This is a genomic window from Actinospica sp. (assembly GCF_035552695.1).
Taxonomy (GTDB): Bacteria; Actinomycetota; Actinomycetes; order Streptomycetales; family Catenulisporaceae; genus Actinospica.
On the sequence record NZ_DASZKT010000067.1, the window covers coordinates 15,389 to 29,282 of the forward strand.

A 13,894-nucleotide genomic window follows, 5' to 3' on the forward strand; every position below is an offset into this window, starting at 1 on the left:
GTGACTACCTGTATGGACAAGGCTGCCACCAGGGAGGATCTACACCCATGAGGACCGTCAACACCCGTCGATGTGTGTCCGTCGTCGCGACCGCGGGCATCGCGACCGCACTCGCGCTGTTCGGCTCCGGCGCCGCCCAGGCCGCGGGCTCCAACTACGTCGCCCTCGGCGACTCGTACTCGTCCGGCGTCGGCGCCGGCAGCTACACCAGCGCCAGCGGTAGCTGTGACATCAGCACCGCCGCCTACCCCTACCTGTACGACAACACCGGCAACGTCTCGTCGTTCACCGACGTGTCCTGCTCCGGGGCGAAGACCACGGACGTGATCAGCAGCCAGCTGAGCGCGCTGAGCTCGTCCACGACCCTGGTCTCGATGACCATCGGCGGCAACGACGCCGGCTTCAGCACGGTCATGGAGGACTGCGTCCTCGACTCCGACAGCGGTTGCCAGTCGGCGGTGAACAGCGCCGAGAGCTACGCCAAGAACACGCTGCCCGGCCTGCTCGACACGGTGTACTCCGACATCCGGGCCGACGCGCCGAACGCCCACGTCGTCATCATCGGCTACCCCGAGTTCTACGATCTGACCCAGTCCGGCGGCTGCATCGGGCTGAGCACCAACAAGCGCACCTACATCGACGGCGGCGCGGACGTGATCGACAGCGTCATCGCGGCGCAGGTCGCGAAGTACGGCGACTTCACCTACGAGGACGTCCGCTCCCGCTTCTCCGGCCACGAGATCTGCGACAGCAACTCCTGGCTGCACTCGCTCAACTGGCTGGACATCTCCGAGTCCTACCACCCGACCGCGGCCGGCCAGTCGGGCGCCTTCTTCCCGGCCTTCGAGGCGGGTGTCTGAGCCACCCCCGTGAGAACGCCGTAACACTGTGACAAAACGCTGAGCCGGCACGGAAGGCGAAGGGCCCTCGGGCCGACAAGGGAGTCGGCGCGAGGGCCCTTCTTCGTATCCGTGTGCGAATCGTCGTGCGAACCGCGGCTCAGCCCACGTGCACCAGCGGACGGTCCGACGGTTCGCCGGTCACCGCGCCCTCGTGCTCCGGGTCCTTGCGGATCAGCGCGAAGATGACAACCGCTGCGCCGACCAGCAGGAACGCGCTGACCGTGAACGCGACGTTGTAGCCGTGGATCGCGCCGAGCGCCGCCGCCTTCGCCGCGCCGAGCGAACCGATGTGCGCGGCCACGTAGGTCGTGGTGGCCGTGGTGAAGAAGGTGTTGAGCAGCGCCACGCCGAGCGAGCCGCCGATCTGCTGGGTGGCGTTGACCATCGCGCTCGCCACGCCCGCGTCGTGATCGGCCACGCCGGTCAGCGCGGTGTTGGCCAGCGGCACGAACACGCAACCCATGCCGTGCGCCATGAGGATCATCGCCGGCATGATCATCGTCGCGTAGGACGAGTCCAGCTTCAGCTGGGTCAGCCAGAACAGGCCGCCCGCCGCGACCAGCGAGCCGTACGTCATCAGGATCCGCGGGCCGATCTTCGGCAGCAGCGGGCTGACCGCTCCCGCCGTGACGATCAGCGCCCCGGTGAAGGGCAGGTAGAGCACGCCGGTCTTCAGCGGCGAGTACCCCAGCGACTGCTGGAAGTAGTACGTGAAGAACAGGAACATGCCGAACATGCCCGCGCCCATGAGGACCGACGCCGCGTACGAGCCGCCCCGGTTGCCGTGCCAGATCACCCGCAGCGGCAGCAGCGGGTTGGAGACCCGCGCCTCGACGAACACGAAGGCCACCAGCAGCAGGCCGCCGCCGATCAGGAACAGCAGGGTCTCGCTCGCCGCCCAGCCCTGACCGGGCTTGGCCGCGTTGGTGAAGCCGTACACCACGCTCGTCAGACCCGCGGTCGCCAGGATCGCGCCTGGGATGTCGTACTTGGTATTGCCGTGCGCCTTCGACTCGTGCAGCAGCGGGATCGCGGCGAAGAACGCCACCACGGCCATGATGATGTTGACGAACAGGCACCAGCGCCAGCTGAAGTCCTGGGTCAGCCAGCCGCCCATGACCAGGCCGATCGCCGCGCCCACGCCGCTGATCGCGCCGAGCATGCCGAACGCCTGGGCGCGCTCCTTGACGTCGGTGAAGGTCACCGTGATCAGCGAGAGCGAGGCCGGGGCGAGGATCGCGCCGAACGCTCCCTGCAGCGCGCGGGCGCCGAAGAGCATCCCCTCGTTCTGCGCCAGGCCGCCGAGCGCGGAGGCCAGGGCGAAGCCGACCAGGCCGATCAGGAAGATCCGCTTGCGGCCCACGTAGTCGGCGATCCGGCCGCCGAGCAGCAGCAGACCGCCGAAGGTCAGTGTGTACGCCGTGAGCATCCACTGCCGGTTGGCGTCGGTGATGTGCAGGGCCGCCTGGGCCTGCGGCATCGCGATATTCACGACCGTGCTGTCGAGCACGACCATGAGCTGGGCGAAGAGCATGACCACGAGGGCCAGCCAGCGCCGTGAATCCTTCGGCGGGGCCGCCGCCGCGAGGAGGTCTGACATGTTCGGTCCCCTCCAGGGATCGTTCGGTGAACAAATGTTCGATCGAGGGGACGGTCGGTCCCCCGGCCGGCAACCCACGCTACGGGTCGGCACCGACAAGATCGGATGATCATTCGGTCTCTACGGTCTTCGCGAGTGGATCAGCGGCCGGAAAACCCCTGGTCCGTCAGGGTTTCCGGTACATCATGACCGGAATCAGGATGTCGTCCACCGCGTGCCGGGCGTACTCCTCGTCGAGCGGCCCGAGGTTCCACGTCATGCGTCCGGAGATCAGCGAGTGCATGACCTCGTGAACCAGCGCCGGATCGGTGTCGGGATGGAGCTCACCCCGTTCCGCCGCGCGCCTGACCAGCTCGGTGTGCAGCCTGGCCTTGTCCGCGAACATGGTCTGGCTGAGCATCGCGGCCAGCCGTTGGTCGTGCTTCGCCGCGGTCATCAGGCCCACGATGATCTCACCGACCTCGCTGGTCGCCGCCTCGCAGGCGGCCGACATCAGGGCCATCAGGTCCCCGCGCAGCGAGCCGGTGTTCGGCACGTCGGTCGTGTCGCCGAACTGGCACTTGACCGCCTCGGCCACCAGCTGCGGCTTGTCCGCCCACAGTCGGTAGATGGTCGCCTTGCTCGCCTTGGCCTGGTTGGCGATGGCGTCCATCGTCATCCGGTCGTACCCCACCTTGGCCAGCAGTTCGCACGTCGCCTGGCAGATCGCCGTACGGCGGCCCGCGCCGCGCCGGGAGGCGGGCAGGTCCTTCTCGGCGACGTCGCTGTCGACCATGTCCGACTCCTTTCGCGGCCGATTCCGGAGACGGCCGCGTTCACTGGCCGGGATGATACCGCCCGGGTCAGCGAAACGAAACCGTTTCGTACAGAAACGACTCTACCTCGCCCCGTCGATGTACGAAACCGTTTCGTTCACCTGCCAGGTGTGATCTGGGTCACAAGGGGTATCCCGCCTGTTGAGGGCTCTGACCGCGCCGCTTCGGGTGCTGATTGGCCCGTGACAGGGCGGGTACTCGCGGCTGCCTAGGATGGCGCGCATGGAATGGCAGCATCAGCACCGGGTCCGCACGGGGGATGAGCCCACGCATGCCCGAAGCCCGCTGCGGATGCGCCTCGTGCTGGCCTGTCTCGGCCTGGTCAACGGACTGCTCGGCGTCGGCATCTTCGGGTTCTGGCTCCGTACGCTGCCCTTCCTGGTGTTCTTCGCCCTGGTCGCCGTGTTCTCGCTCGGCAACATCGTGGTCGTGTCCGTGCGGATCCGGCAGGGCGCGCACTACCAGCCGGGGCCCGACGTGCCGCCGTACCGGCCCGTCGACCCCGAGCCGTACCGGCCGAAGCCGCCCAAGCCGATCACGGAGCACCGCAGGCACCTGCGCTACCTGCTGATCATGGGCAGCTGCCTGCTGCTGATCGTGCTGGCCTGGACCTGGGTGCGCTACTACTCCGTGTTCGCGGCGGGCGTGATGAGCGTGGTCGCCGCGCTGCTCTCGCCGCTCGCGGCGGTGATCACCAACGGGGACAGCCCGATCCTCCGCGAGGACGACTCGGGTCCCCCGGACGAGTGGTTCGGCGACGGTCCGCCGCCGGAATGGTTCGACCACCCGGACGAGAACCCGCCGGACGCCGACTCGTCACGTGATTGATGCCGAGTTCACGACCGGTTAACAAGGCGGAAACGAGGTGCTGTGAGCCTGGGGGACGCCAGTGACCCCTTTTCCTGCCTGTTGAGGACTGCCCGTGAGTTACAAGGCCGAGTACATCTGGATCGACGGCACCCGCCCCACCGCGCAACTGCGGTCGAAGACGAAGATCCTGACAGACGGCGCCGAACCGCCGATCTGGGGCTTCGACGGGTCCAGCACCAACCAGGCCGAGGGGCACGCCTCGGACCGCGTCCTGCAGCCGGTGCTCACCGTGCCGGACCCGGTGCGCGGCGGGGAGAACGTGCTGGTGCTGTGCGAGGTGCAGAACATCGACTTCACCCCGCACGAGTCGAACACCCGGGCCGCGACCGTCGAGGTGGCCGACCGCTTCGCCGCCCAGGAGCCGTGGTTCGGCATCGAGCAGGAGTACACCCTGTTCGACGGCGAGCGTCCGCTCGGCTTCCCCGAGGGCGGCGGCTTCCCCGGCCCGCAGGGCCCGTACTACTGCGGCGTCGGCGCGTCGAACATCGTCGGCCGCGAGATCGTCGAGAAGCACCTGGACTACTGCCTCGATGCCGGCCTGAAGATCTCCGGCATCAACGCCGAGGTCATGCCCGGCCAGTGGGAGTTCCAGATCGGCCCGGCCGGCACCGTCGAGGCGGCCGACCACCTGTGGATCGCCCGCTGGCTGCTGCACCGCGCGGCCGAGGACTTCGGCGTGTCCGTCAGCTTCGGCGCCAAGCCGGTGAAGGGTGACTGGAACGGCGCCGGCGCGCACACCAACTTCTCCACCAAGGCCATGCGCGAGGGCTACGAGGCGATCATCACCGCGGCCGAGTCGCTCGGCGGCGAGGGCAAGCCGCTCGAGCACGTCGCCGTCTACGGCGACGGGATCCAGGACCGGCTCACCGGCCTGCACGAGACCGCCCCGTGGAGCGAGTACAGCTACGGCGTGTCGAACCGCGGCGCCTCGGTGCGCATCCCGTGGCAGGTCGAGGTGGACCAGAAGGGCTACATCGAGGACCGTCGCCCGAACGCCAACTGCGACCCCTACAGCGTGACCCGGGTGATCACCGACACCTGCTGCACGGCGCTCGAGAAGGCCGACCAGGTCTGAGCCGGACCCGGCAGACGCCGGGGGGCGCTCGATTCCCGGGCGCGCGCGGTGCGTCTGACGGCGCTTCAGGTCCCCTTGACTCTTAACGTGGAGTCAAGGGGACCTGCGTTTATCACGGAAAGCGGACGCGAAGGGGACTTTCCGTAGCTCGAAAGAGTTGCACAGGTGCAAAGTGCATCCGCAATCGCCTCCGCACGGCCTACTCTTGAGTACCAGACAACGGATGACGCGCCGCGAACGAGGCGGACCGTCAGACCGCGGGACCGAGAGGTTGTGGTCTGCGATGCGCACCATGATGCACGAAGCGCCACCAGTCGATACGGAGGCTGACACGGCCCCCGCTCCGGCCGACGGAGTCTGGTGGACGTTCCCCGCCCTGCCGGTGCACGCGAGGCTGGCCCGGATCTGGCTGGAGGGCTGGCTCGACGCCCAGTGCCCCGGCAAGGAGGACCAGGCCTTCGGCGCGCTGGTCGCCTTCAGCGAGCTGGTGACGAACTCGGTGCTGCACGGCGCCGGTCCGATCACCGTGCACGCCCGCCTCGTCTACGGTCCGCGCGAGTTGCAGCACGGTCTGGGCAACGAGCCGCGGCGGCTGCTGTGCGAGGTGACCGACCGCTGCGTGGACCTGCCGCTGATGCTCGACGCGGGCCCCGAGGACGAGCATCATCGAGGCCTGAGCCTGGTGGACGCGCTGACCGCGAGCTGGTGGGTGCGCGCGGCGCCCGGCGGCGGTAAGACCACGTCCTTCCTGGTGGAGCTGGACGAGGGCTGAGGCGGGAACGGGAAGACCACGTCGCTGTGCCTGGCGGAACTGGACGAGGGCTGAAACCCGAGACTGTTTGACAGGCGGTCAGACCGCCGGCTCGTCCTCGCTCACCGGGTACTTCGCCCAGAAGGCCAGCAGCGCCTCGACCAAGAGCTCGGGCTGCTGCACGTTCACCGAGTGCCCGCCGCCCGGGATCGCGGAGAAGGGGGCGCCGAGCCGCTCGGCCATCGAACGCTGCTCGGGGACGGGCCACGTGGTCTCGTCCGCTCCGCAGAGCACGGCGCACGGCAGCCCGTCGCGCCGCAGCGTCGCGGCCAGCTCGTCGACCCGGTCCGGCTCGGTGAGCAGCCAGCGCGCGATCGCCCGCAGCGAGCGCCGGTCGTTGCCCCTGATGCGGTGTCGGATGAAGGCCTGGACCGCCGGATCCGGATGACGGTCCAGCAACAGCGCCCGGTTGCCGACCACCGGGTTCAGCACCCGGGAGACGGCCAGGAAGAAGCGCACCCGGTCGGCCGCGGGCCGCGGGACGGCGCCGGGACCGGTGCCCAGCAGCGTCACCGAGGCGAGCGGCAGCGCGGGGCCCATCAGCAGGGCCTTCCGCGCCACGTAGCCGCCGAAGGAGTGCCCGAGCAGGTGCACCGGCACGCCCGCCTCGGCCCGCTGCTCGATCAGCTCCCTGAGTTCCTCGCCGTAACCGCGCAGCGTGTACGGCGTGTCCAACGGCAGCGCGGGGGAGTCGCACTGCCCGCGCTGGTCGATCGACAGCACGCGCACGCCGGCGCGGCTTAGCGGTCCGAGCAGCGGCAGGAAGTCCTCCTTGGACCCGGTGAATCCGGGCACGCAGATGACCTCGCCGCGCAGCGCGACGTCCTCGGGCGGATCGGCCTCCAGCGCGGACAGCGGACCCGCGGCCACGGACAGCGCGACGCGGCGGGCGCCCGGAGGCAGCCCCAGGTACGGCGGCGTGGACAACGCGGCTCCCCTCCTAGTCCGTTACCGCTTGGCGGTCAGCGTGGTCAGACCTGAGTGCGCCGCCGATTCGCGACCGGGCCGAGGTTCAGCACGGCATCCTCGGTGTGCTCCTCGCCCGGCAGGGTGGAGGTGACCTGGGGGCCCGGCGCGGCCTGCGCGGCCACCGACTTCTTCGCGGACCGCTTGCGCGGCGGACGCTCGGCGCGCTGCGCGGCCGGCAGGATCGGCTCCTGGGTGAAGACCGGCTCGGCCAGCTCGACCGGCTCGTTCACCGCCGCGGGACGCACCGGCTCGGGCTGCGGCAGGCTCGGGTCGGCCAGCGAGCCCGGGGCGAGCCGGATGCTGCCGCCGCGCGGGTTGGCGGCCGGGGCGGTGCGCTTGCGCGCGGGCTTCTCCGCGGCAGCGGCAGCGGGCGCTGCCGCGGTCTCCGCGCCGTCGACCGCCGCGGCGGTCCTCTTCGCGGTCGTCTTCCGCGGGGCGCGCTTGCGCACCGGCTTCTCCTCGACCGGAGCGACGGCATCGGCGACCGACGCGGCGACGATCTCGGTGCGCTCCGCGATGGGAGCCTCGGCCACGTTCGTCCGCTTACGGGTCCGCTTGCGCGCGGCGGGCCTCTCCTCGGCGGGAGCCTCGGCGACGGGAGCGGCCTCGACGTTGGTCTCGGCGATGGCCTCGGCAACGGGCTCCGCGACGGCCGCGGTGCGCTTGCGGGTCCGGGCGCGCTTGGGCTTCTCCTCGACCTGAGCCTCGGGAGCGGCTTCGACGACCACCGGAGCGGACTCGACGACAGTCTCGACAACGGGCTCGGCGACGGGCTCCGCGAAGCCTGCGGCACGCGTCCTCGTCCTCGTCCGCTTCGGCTTCTCGGCCGTCTCGGCGCCCTGCGCCGCGGCGCGCTCGAGCGTCGGCGCGCGGAACGGGTCCGCCTGGCTCTGCACGACCGGGGCGGCGCCGTGCGCGGCCGCCTGCTCGGTGTGCACCGCGATGACGTCCGTTGACCCGGACTGTCCGCCACGGGTGCGCCGACGCTGCCGCGGAGTGCGCTCGCGACGCGGCTCCGGCTGCTCGGCGGGCGCCGCCGCCTCAGCGCCGCGCCTGCCGTCGCGCCCACGGCCGCGACCGCCGCCGCCACCACCGCCACCGCCGTGCCGACCGGTCTCGCCGAGGTCCTCGAGCTCCTCGGCGTCCAGCCCGGCGCGCACCCGGTCCTGCTTCGGCAGCGCGCCCTTGACGCCCTGCGGAATGTCCAGGTCCGCGTACAGCTGCGGCGAGGTGGAGTACAGCTCGACCGGCTCGGCGAGATCCAGCCCCAGCGCCTTGTTGATCAGGCCCCAGCGCGGCATGTCCTCCCAGTCCACCAGCGTGACCGAGATGCCGGTGCGCCCGGCCCGGCCGGTGCGGCCGATCCGGTGCGTGTAGACCTTCTCGTCCTCCGGGCACTGGTAGTTGACCACGTGGGTCACGCCCTCGACGTCGATGCCGCGCGCGGCCACGTCGGTGGCCACCAGCACGTCCACCTTGCCGTTGCGGAACGCGCGCAGCGCCTGCTCGCGCGCGCCCTGGGCCAGGTCGCCGTGCACCGCGCCGACCGCGAAGTGCCGGTCCTGCAGTTCCTCGGTGATCCGCGCCACCGCGCGCTTGGTGCGGGCGAAGACCATGGTCAGACCGCGGTCGCGGGCCTGCAGGATGCGCGCGAGCATCTCGATCTTGTCGAGGTCGTGCGCGCGGTAGACGACCTGCTTGATGTTCGCCACCGAAATGCCCTCGTCGTGCGGGTCGGCGGCGCGGATGTGCGTGGGCCGGTTCATGTACTGCCGGGCCAGCGAGATGACCGCACCCGGCATGGTCGCCGAGAACAGCATGGTCTGCCGGTCGGCCGGCAGCAGCCGGATGATCCGCTCGACGTCCGGCAGGAAGCCGAGGTCGAGCATCTCGTCCGCCTCGTCGAGCACGAGCGTGCGCACCTGGCCGAGCACCAGGTGGCCCTGGTTGACCAGGTCGAGCAGCCGGCCCGGCGTGGCCACGGCGACGTCGATGCCCTCGGTCAGCGCCTTGACCTGCGGCTCGTAGGCGCGGCCGCCGTAGAGCGCCTGCACCCGCACCGACTTCGTGCTGCCCGCGCCGGCCAGGTCGGCGCACACCTGCACGGCGAGCTCGCGGGTCGGCACCACGATCAGCGCCTGCGGGGTGCCGCCGGCCGGCGGCAGCTTCGCGCCCGCGTTGCCGCCGGACGAGCGCCCGCGGCGGCGGCCGGAACCGCCGGCCGCCGCGGCGGCCTTCGCGGCCGGTGAGGTCGCGGCGGCGGTGGCGGGCCGCGGCGCTTCCGCGGCCTCCTTGAGGCGCTGGAGCACCGGGACGCCGAAGGCCAGCGTCTTGCCGGTGCCGGTCTTGGCCTGCCCGATGATGTCCGCGCCGCCGAGCGCGACCGGGATGGTGGACGCCTGGATCGGGAACGGCACGCTGATGCCGAGCCCGTCGAGCGCCTCGACGATGTGTCCGGCTACGCCGAGTGCGGCGAAGCCGCTGGTCACGGCGGTCTCTTCGGTGCTCTCGCCGCTGGTCTGTGTCTGGGTGCTGATGATCGTTACCTCTTCGTTCGCTCTCGCGGCTGCGGCAGGGCGCGGCCGGGCGGTGAGTGCCGGGCGCAGGGGCCGCGGTGCCCATGCGGTGGGGGTTCGCGTGGCCGCCGGGCGTCGAAGACGTCGTTCACCAGCCGCGCGGTCGGAGCCGATCGGGGCGCCGACCGGGCATCCGGCGGACTCGAGGTCCGCCGTGGCGGGCCCGAGGACACCGCCAGTGTCACCATGTTACCAGCCCGGCGCCCCCCGAATGGGTACGCTGCGTGACATGCAGAAGTCTGAGGAGGAACGGTCCGGTCAGCCCGCTGATCGCGCCGCCCGCGAGGCCGGCTACCAGGCGTTGGCCGACGCCGAGCGCTGGGCGTCCCTCGGTGCCGGCGCACCGCGCTTCGCCGACCGGGTCGCCGCGGCGGATTCGGCGGCCGCCGCGCACGGGCGGCTGGTTGCCGGCGTCCGTCCGCAGGGGCCGGACGGACGCCTGGACGAGGCCGAGGCGCGGGTGCGGCCGGAGGACTGGTGGGAGGCGCTGGCCAGGGCGTACCACTGGCAGCTGCTGACCGCACTGGCCTACGGGGTGCAGCTGGATCCTGAGCCGCAGCAGTGGGCGGCCGACCGGCTCGCCGAGGCGGCCGCCGACCCGGTGCTGGCCGACCGCCTTGAGCTGGTGCGACGGCGACTGGCCGGCGAGGCGCTGGTGCTCAGGCACGCGCTCGGCACGCGCTGAACCTCGCCAATCGTCCGGCCGCAGGTGGCCGCGGCCGACCGCAAGCTGCCGCGGCCCGCACAGCTGATCGCCGTCGGCCGCAGCCGGCACGCCTGATCGCCGTCGGCCACCGCCACCGCCGCCGCAGTCGATCGCGACCGCGCTCGCTCAGCTGCGCGCCAGCGCGCGCGAACGCCGAACGATCGAGTAGCCGTACACCAGCAGCGCGGCGAACAGTGCCGCGATGACGAAGCAGATCACCCGGTGTTCCCGGCCGATCACGACGGAGGCCAGCAGGCCCCCGCCGACGCCGCCGAGCAGCCCGGCCGCCAGCGTGCGCGGCCATGGCATGGAGACGGGTCCGGGAACGGCGAGGCGCCCGAGCGAGCCGATCAACAGCCCGCCGAGCGCCGGCCACAGCAGTTGCCAGAGCACGTGCGCCAGAATACTGACGCTCCGTCCGATCCGGCGGCATTTGTCCTAGAGCGCGCCGAAGCCGACGCGACGCACCGTCTGCTCGCCGATCTCCACGTATGCGAGCCGGTCCGCGGGCACGATGACCTTCCTGCCCTTCTCGTCCTCGAGCACCAGCAGCCCCGACTTGCCGGACAGCGCCGCCGAGACCGCGCTCTCCACCTCGGCCGGAGTGAGCGCGGACTCCACGGTCAGCTCACGGGTCGCGTGCTGGACGCCGATCTTGATCTCCACGCCTCATCCCTCCATGGCGCCGGGTACTGTCCGCGCGCCGTTCGTGACTTCCCTGCAAACCCGTCCGGGCCACCGCCAGCGTAACCGAGCGGCCTCGGCTCCCGAGCGAACGCGGCGACCTGGCGCGATTATTTCGCGGCGTCGCGGCGCCGCGTCCCGCGGCGTCCGGTTCGCCGCTGCCGTCGCGCGGCGCCCCCGGCTACTTGCCCGAGCCCGTGCCCTGGCCGCCGGAGCCGAGCGGGAACTTCGCGATGCCCCGCCAGGCGAGCTGCGAGATCAGCGCCGAGGCCTGCTCCCTGGACACCGGGGAGTCGCTGGCCAGCCAATATCGCGCCGTGACCTGCGAGATGCCGGTCAGGCCCACGGCGAGCAGCATGGCCTCCTGGTGCGACAGGCCGGTGTCCTCCGCGATGACCTCGCTGATCAGCCGCGCGCACTCGAGCTGCGCGTCGGCCACCCGCTCGCGCACCGCCGGCTCGTTGTTCAGGTCGGACTCGAACACCAGCCGGAACGCGCCGGTCTCGTGCTCGACGAAGTCGAAGTAGGCGTCCATGGTCGCGGCCACGCGCAGCTTGTTGTCGTGCGTGGAGTCCAGCGCGGAGCGGATCTTGCCGACCATGATCTCGCACTGCTGGTCGAGCAGCGCGAGGTAGAGCTCGAGCTTGCCGGGGAAGTGCTGGTAGAGCACCGGCTTCGAGACTCCGGCGCGCTCGGCGATGTCGTCCATCGCGGCCGCGTGGTAGCCCTGGGCGACGAAGACCTCGCGGGCCGCGCCGAGCAGCTGGTTGCGCCGGGCCACCCGGGGCAGGCGCATGGAACGCGCGCGCCTCTCGACGGTCGGCACGGCTTCGGCGCTGCTGGTCACGGCGCTCCTCGCTAGTTCTGAAGGCCTGCGCGGCTTCCCGGCAAGCCCCGATTCACTGCCATCCTACGGCTCGGTAACCTGGCATGGGTAGCCGCTTGTGGCTTTCCACCACCTGGACCGCCTCGCGGGAATGCTCCCTGGCATGGGATCGTTGCGGAGAGAACAGAGCTTTTCCGAGATATCCCCCAGCGGGATGTCACCCCAGTGAGGAGACCTCCGGCCGTGTCCGCACCGCCTGTGAAGCTACCGCCGCTGGTCGAGCCGGCCGCGCAACTGTCCGTGGACGAGGTGCGCCGCTACTCGCGGCATCTGATCATTCCGGACGTCGCGATGGACGGCCAGAAGCGGCTCAAGAACGCCAAGGTGCTGTGCGTGGGCGCCGGCGGCCTCGGCTCGCCCGCGCTGATGTACCTGGCCGCGGCCGGGGTCGGCACCCTGGGCATCGTCGAGTTCGACACCGTGGACGAGTCGAATCTGCAGCGCCAGATCATCCACGGCCAGTCGGACGTCGGCCGGTCGAAGGCGGAGTCCGCGCGCGACTCGGTGCGCGAGATCAACCCGCTGGTGAACGTGCAGCTGCACGAGGAGCGCCTCGACTCGTCGAACGTGATGGAGCTGTTCGCGCAGTACGACCTGATCATCGACGGCACCGACAACTTCGCCACCAGGTACCTGGTCAACGACGCCTGCGTGCTGCTGAACAAGCCGTACGTGTGGGGCTCGATCTACCGCTTCGACGGCCAGGCCTCGGTGTTCTGGGCCGAGTACGGGCCCTGCTACCGCTGCCTCTACCCGGAGCCCCCGCCCCCCGGCATGGTCCCGTCCTGCGCGGAGGGCGGCGTGCTCGGCGTGCTGTGCGCCTCGATCGGCTCGATCCAGGTGACCGAGGGCATCAAGGTGCTGACGGGCATCGGCGAGCCGCTGGTCGGCCGGCTGATGATCTACGACGCCCTGGAGATGACGTACCGCACGGTCAAGGTCCGCAAGGACCCGGAGTGCGCGGTGTGCGGCAAGAACCCGACGGTCACCGAGCTGATCGACTACGAGGCGTTCTGCGGCGCGGTCTCCGAGGAGGCGCAGGAGGCGGTCAAGGACTCCACGATCACCCCGAAGACGCTCAAGTCGTGGATCGACGAGGGTCAGAGCCTCGAGATCATCGACGTCCGCGAGCCCGCCGAGTGGGAGATCGTCAGCATCGACGGCGCGAAGCTGGTGCCGAAGAACGAGTTCCTGATGGGCGACGCCCTCACGAAGCTGCCGCAGGACAAGAAGATCGTCCTGCACTGCAAGTCGGGAGTGCGCTCGGCCGAGGTCCTCGCCCTGGTCAAGGCCGCCGGCTTCACCGACGCCGTGCATCTCGGCGGCGGCATCGTCTCCTGGGTCAACCAGATCGAGCCGCAGAAGCCCATCTACTAGGGCTCGGGGCTGATCCGAAAACGGCGCGACGGTCTGTTCGTCGCGCCGTTCGTCGTCTCCTCCTACGGTCAGAGCAGGCTCTTGCGCTGGAGGTAGGTGAAGGTGATGTAGCCGGGGAGGGCGGGGAGGTAGGCGCGGAGCAGGCGGAAGACCAGGACCGCGGTGACGGCGGTCTCTCTGGGCACGTTGATCGCCGTGAGGACGCCGGTGATGGCGAGTTCGACGGTGCCGACGCCGGCCGGCACGGGGATGAAGGAGCCGGCCGTCTGCGCGGTGAGATAGACGACCGTCGCGGTGGCGTAGCTGATGGTCGCGTGGCCGCTGCCGCGCGGCGTCATCGCGTGCACCGAGGCCCACAGGCACAGCGAGTTGAACAGCGAGAGGGTGACGGTGCCGCCGACCGCCTCGGCCAGCTTGCGCGGGCTCTGCGCCACGTCGAGCAGTCGCGGGAGTGAGCCTTCGAAGAAGGGGCCGAGGCGGCGCTTGGCGAAGTGACGCAGTGTCGGGACCGCCATCGTGACCATCACCAGGATCGCGATGGCCAGCAGGATCGCGATCACCAGCGTCGAGGAGTCGGGCTTGGGTCCGATCTGGCCGTCGATGAAGCTGAAGATCGCGATCAG

The 13,894-nt window shown here is 70.7% G+C and carries 14 protein-coding genes; 6 read left to right on the forward strand and 8 right to left on the reverse strand.

Annotated elements, in window-relative coordinates:
* Positions 1 to 47: 47 nt before the first annotated feature.
* Entirely contained in the window at positions 48 to 860 is an 813-nt protein-coding gene (locus tag VG296_RS09410; protein WP_325565198.1) for an SGNH/GDSL hydrolase family protein, read from the forward strand.
* A gap of 139 nt (positions 861 to 999) precedes the next feature.
* Here VG296_RS09410 and VG296_RS09415 read toward each other — a convergent pair whose 3' ends face one another.
* Positions 1,000 to 2,502: an MFS transporter gene (locus tag VG296_RS09415; protein ID WP_325565200.1), complete on the reverse strand. Its 1,503-nt coding sequence runs from the start codon at positions 2,500 to 2,502 to the stop codon at positions 1,000 to 1,002.
* Between the two features lie 166 nt (positions 2,503 to 2,668).
* The gene (locus tag VG296_RS09420) at positions 2,669 to 3,277 is read right to left on the reverse strand and encodes a TetR/AcrR family transcriptional regulator (protein WP_325565202.1); all 609 of its coding nucleotides are present in this window, start codon (positions 3,275 to 3,277) and stop codon (positions 2,669 to 2,671) included.
* 262 nt (positions 3,278 to 3,539) lie between these two features.
* On the opposite strand from VG296_RS09420, the gene VG296_RS09425 reads away from it, so the two are divergent.
* The 3 genes from VG296_RS09425 to VG296_RS09435 all read left to right on the forward strand — a co-directional run bounded on the left by VG296_RS09425 (position 3,540) and on the right by VG296_RS09435 (position 6,034).
* Positions 3,540 to 4,145, forward strand: coding sequence for a DUF6343 family protein (locus tag VG296_RS09425; RefSeq protein ID WP_325565204.1), 606 nt, complete (start codon positions 3,540 to 3,542; stop codon positions 4,143 to 4,145).
* A 94-nt stretch (positions 4,146 to 4,239) separates the two neighbouring features.
* Positions 4,240 to 5,262, forward strand: coding sequence for a glutamine synthetase (glnII, locus tag VG296_RS09430; protein WP_325565206.1), 1,023 nt, complete (start codon positions 4,240 to 4,242; stop codon positions 5,260 to 5,262).
* Between the two features lie 283 nt (positions 5,263 to 5,545).
* The gene (locus tag VG296_RS09435) at positions 5,546 to 6,034 is read left to right on the forward strand and encodes an ATP-binding protein (protein ID WP_325565208.1); all 489 of its coding nucleotides are present in this window, start codon (positions 5,546 to 5,548) and stop codon (positions 6,032 to 6,034) included.
* A 78-nt stretch (positions 6,035 to 6,112) separates the two neighbouring features.
* On the opposite strand, the gene VG296_RS09440 is transcribed toward VG296_RS09435, so the two are convergent.
* Both VG296_RS09440 and VG296_RS09445 read right to left on the reverse strand, forming a co-directional pair.
* A complete protein-coding gene (locus tag VG296_RS09440) occupies positions 6,113 to 7,000 on the reverse strand; it encodes an alpha/beta hydrolase (protein ID WP_325565210.1) in 888 nt (295 codons plus the stop codon).
* Between the two features lie 44 nt (positions 7,001 to 7,044).
* Positions 7,045 to 9,531, reverse strand: coding sequence for a DEAD/DEAH box helicase (locus VG296_RS09445; protein ID WP_325565212.1), 2,487 nt, complete (start codon positions 9,529 to 9,531; stop codon positions 7,045 to 7,047).
* Positions 9,532 to 9,847: 316 nt separating this feature from the next.
* On the opposite strand from VG296_RS09445, the gene VG296_RS09450 reads away from it, so the two are divergent.
* Complete coding sequence (locus tag VG296_RS09450; RefSeq protein WP_325565214.1) at positions 9,848 to 10,303, forward strand: hypothetical protein; 456 nt, start codon at positions 9,848 to 9,850, stop codon at positions 10,301 to 10,303.
* 147 nt (positions 10,304 to 10,450) lie between these two features.
* On the opposite strand, the gene VG296_RS09455 is transcribed toward VG296_RS09450, so the two are convergent.
* From VG296_RS09455 to VG296_RS09465, 3 genes are all read right to left on the reverse strand, one after another.
* Positions 10,451 to 10,717 carry a hypothetical protein gene (locus VG296_RS09455; RefSeq protein ID WP_325565216.1) on the reverse strand — a complete coding sequence of 89 codons (267 nt, stop codon included), beginning with the start codon at positions 10,715 to 10,717 and terminating at the stop codon, positions 10,451 to 10,453.
* Positions 10,718 to 10,762: 45 nt separating this feature from the next.
* Complete coding sequence (locus VG296_RS09460; RefSeq protein ID WP_325565218.1) at positions 10,763 to 10,990, reverse strand: DUF3107 domain-containing protein; 228 nt, start codon at positions 10,988 to 10,990, stop codon at positions 10,763 to 10,765.
* A gap of 199 nt (positions 10,991 to 11,189) precedes the next feature.
* Complete coding sequence (locus VG296_RS09465; protein WP_349259504.1) at positions 11,190 to 11,804, reverse strand: TetR/AcrR family transcriptional regulator; 615 nt, start codon at positions 11,802 to 11,804, stop codon at positions 11,190 to 11,192.
* A 288-nt stretch (positions 11,805 to 12,092) separates the two neighbouring features.
* Here VG296_RS09465 and moeZ point away from each other — a divergent pair, with 288 nt between their 5' ends.
* Positions 12,093 to 13,271, forward strand: a complete 1,179-nt coding sequence (moeZ, locus tag VG296_RS09470) for an adenylyltransferase/sulfurtransferase MoeZ (RefSeq protein WP_349259505.1) — start codon at positions 12,093 to 12,095, stop codon at positions 13,269 to 13,271.
* A gap of 68 nt (positions 13,272 to 13,339) precedes the next feature.
* On the opposite strand, the gene VG296_RS09475 is transcribed toward moeZ, so the two are convergent.
* Positions 13,340 to 13,894, reverse strand: a 555-nt coding sequence (locus VG296_RS09475; RefSeq protein WP_325565224.1) for a YbhN family protein, incomplete at its 5' end; no start/stop codon positions are given.

Coding starts and splice junctions, on each gene's coding strand:
- VG296_RS09450 (WP_325565214.1), top strand. CDS start 9,848: ATGCAGAAGTCTGAGGAGGAACGGTCCGGTCAGCCCGCTGATCGCGCC.
- VG296_RS09420 (WP_325565202.1), bottom strand. CDS start 3,277: ATGGTCGACAGCGACGTCGCCGAGAAGGACCTGCCCGCCTCCCGGCGC.
- VG296_RS09425 (WP_325565204.1), top strand. CDS start 3,540: ATGGAATGGCAGCATCAGCACCGGGTCCGCACGGGGGATGAGCCCACG.
- VG296_RS09435 (WP_325565208.1), top strand. CDS start 5,546: ATGCGCACCATGATGCACGAAGCGCCACCAGTCGATACGGAGGCTGAC.
- VG296_RS09465 (WP_349259504.1), bottom strand. CDS start 11,804: ATGCGCCTGCCCCGGGTGGCCCGGCGCAACCAGCTGCTCGGCGCGGCC.
- VG296_RS09415 (WP_325565200.1), bottom strand. CDS start 2,502: ATGTCAGACCTCCTCGCGGCGGCGGCCCCGCCGAAGGATTCACGGCGC.
- VG296_RS09410 (WP_325565198.1), top strand. CDS start 48: ATGAGGACCGTCAACACCCGTCGATGTGTGTCCGTCGTCGCGACCGCG.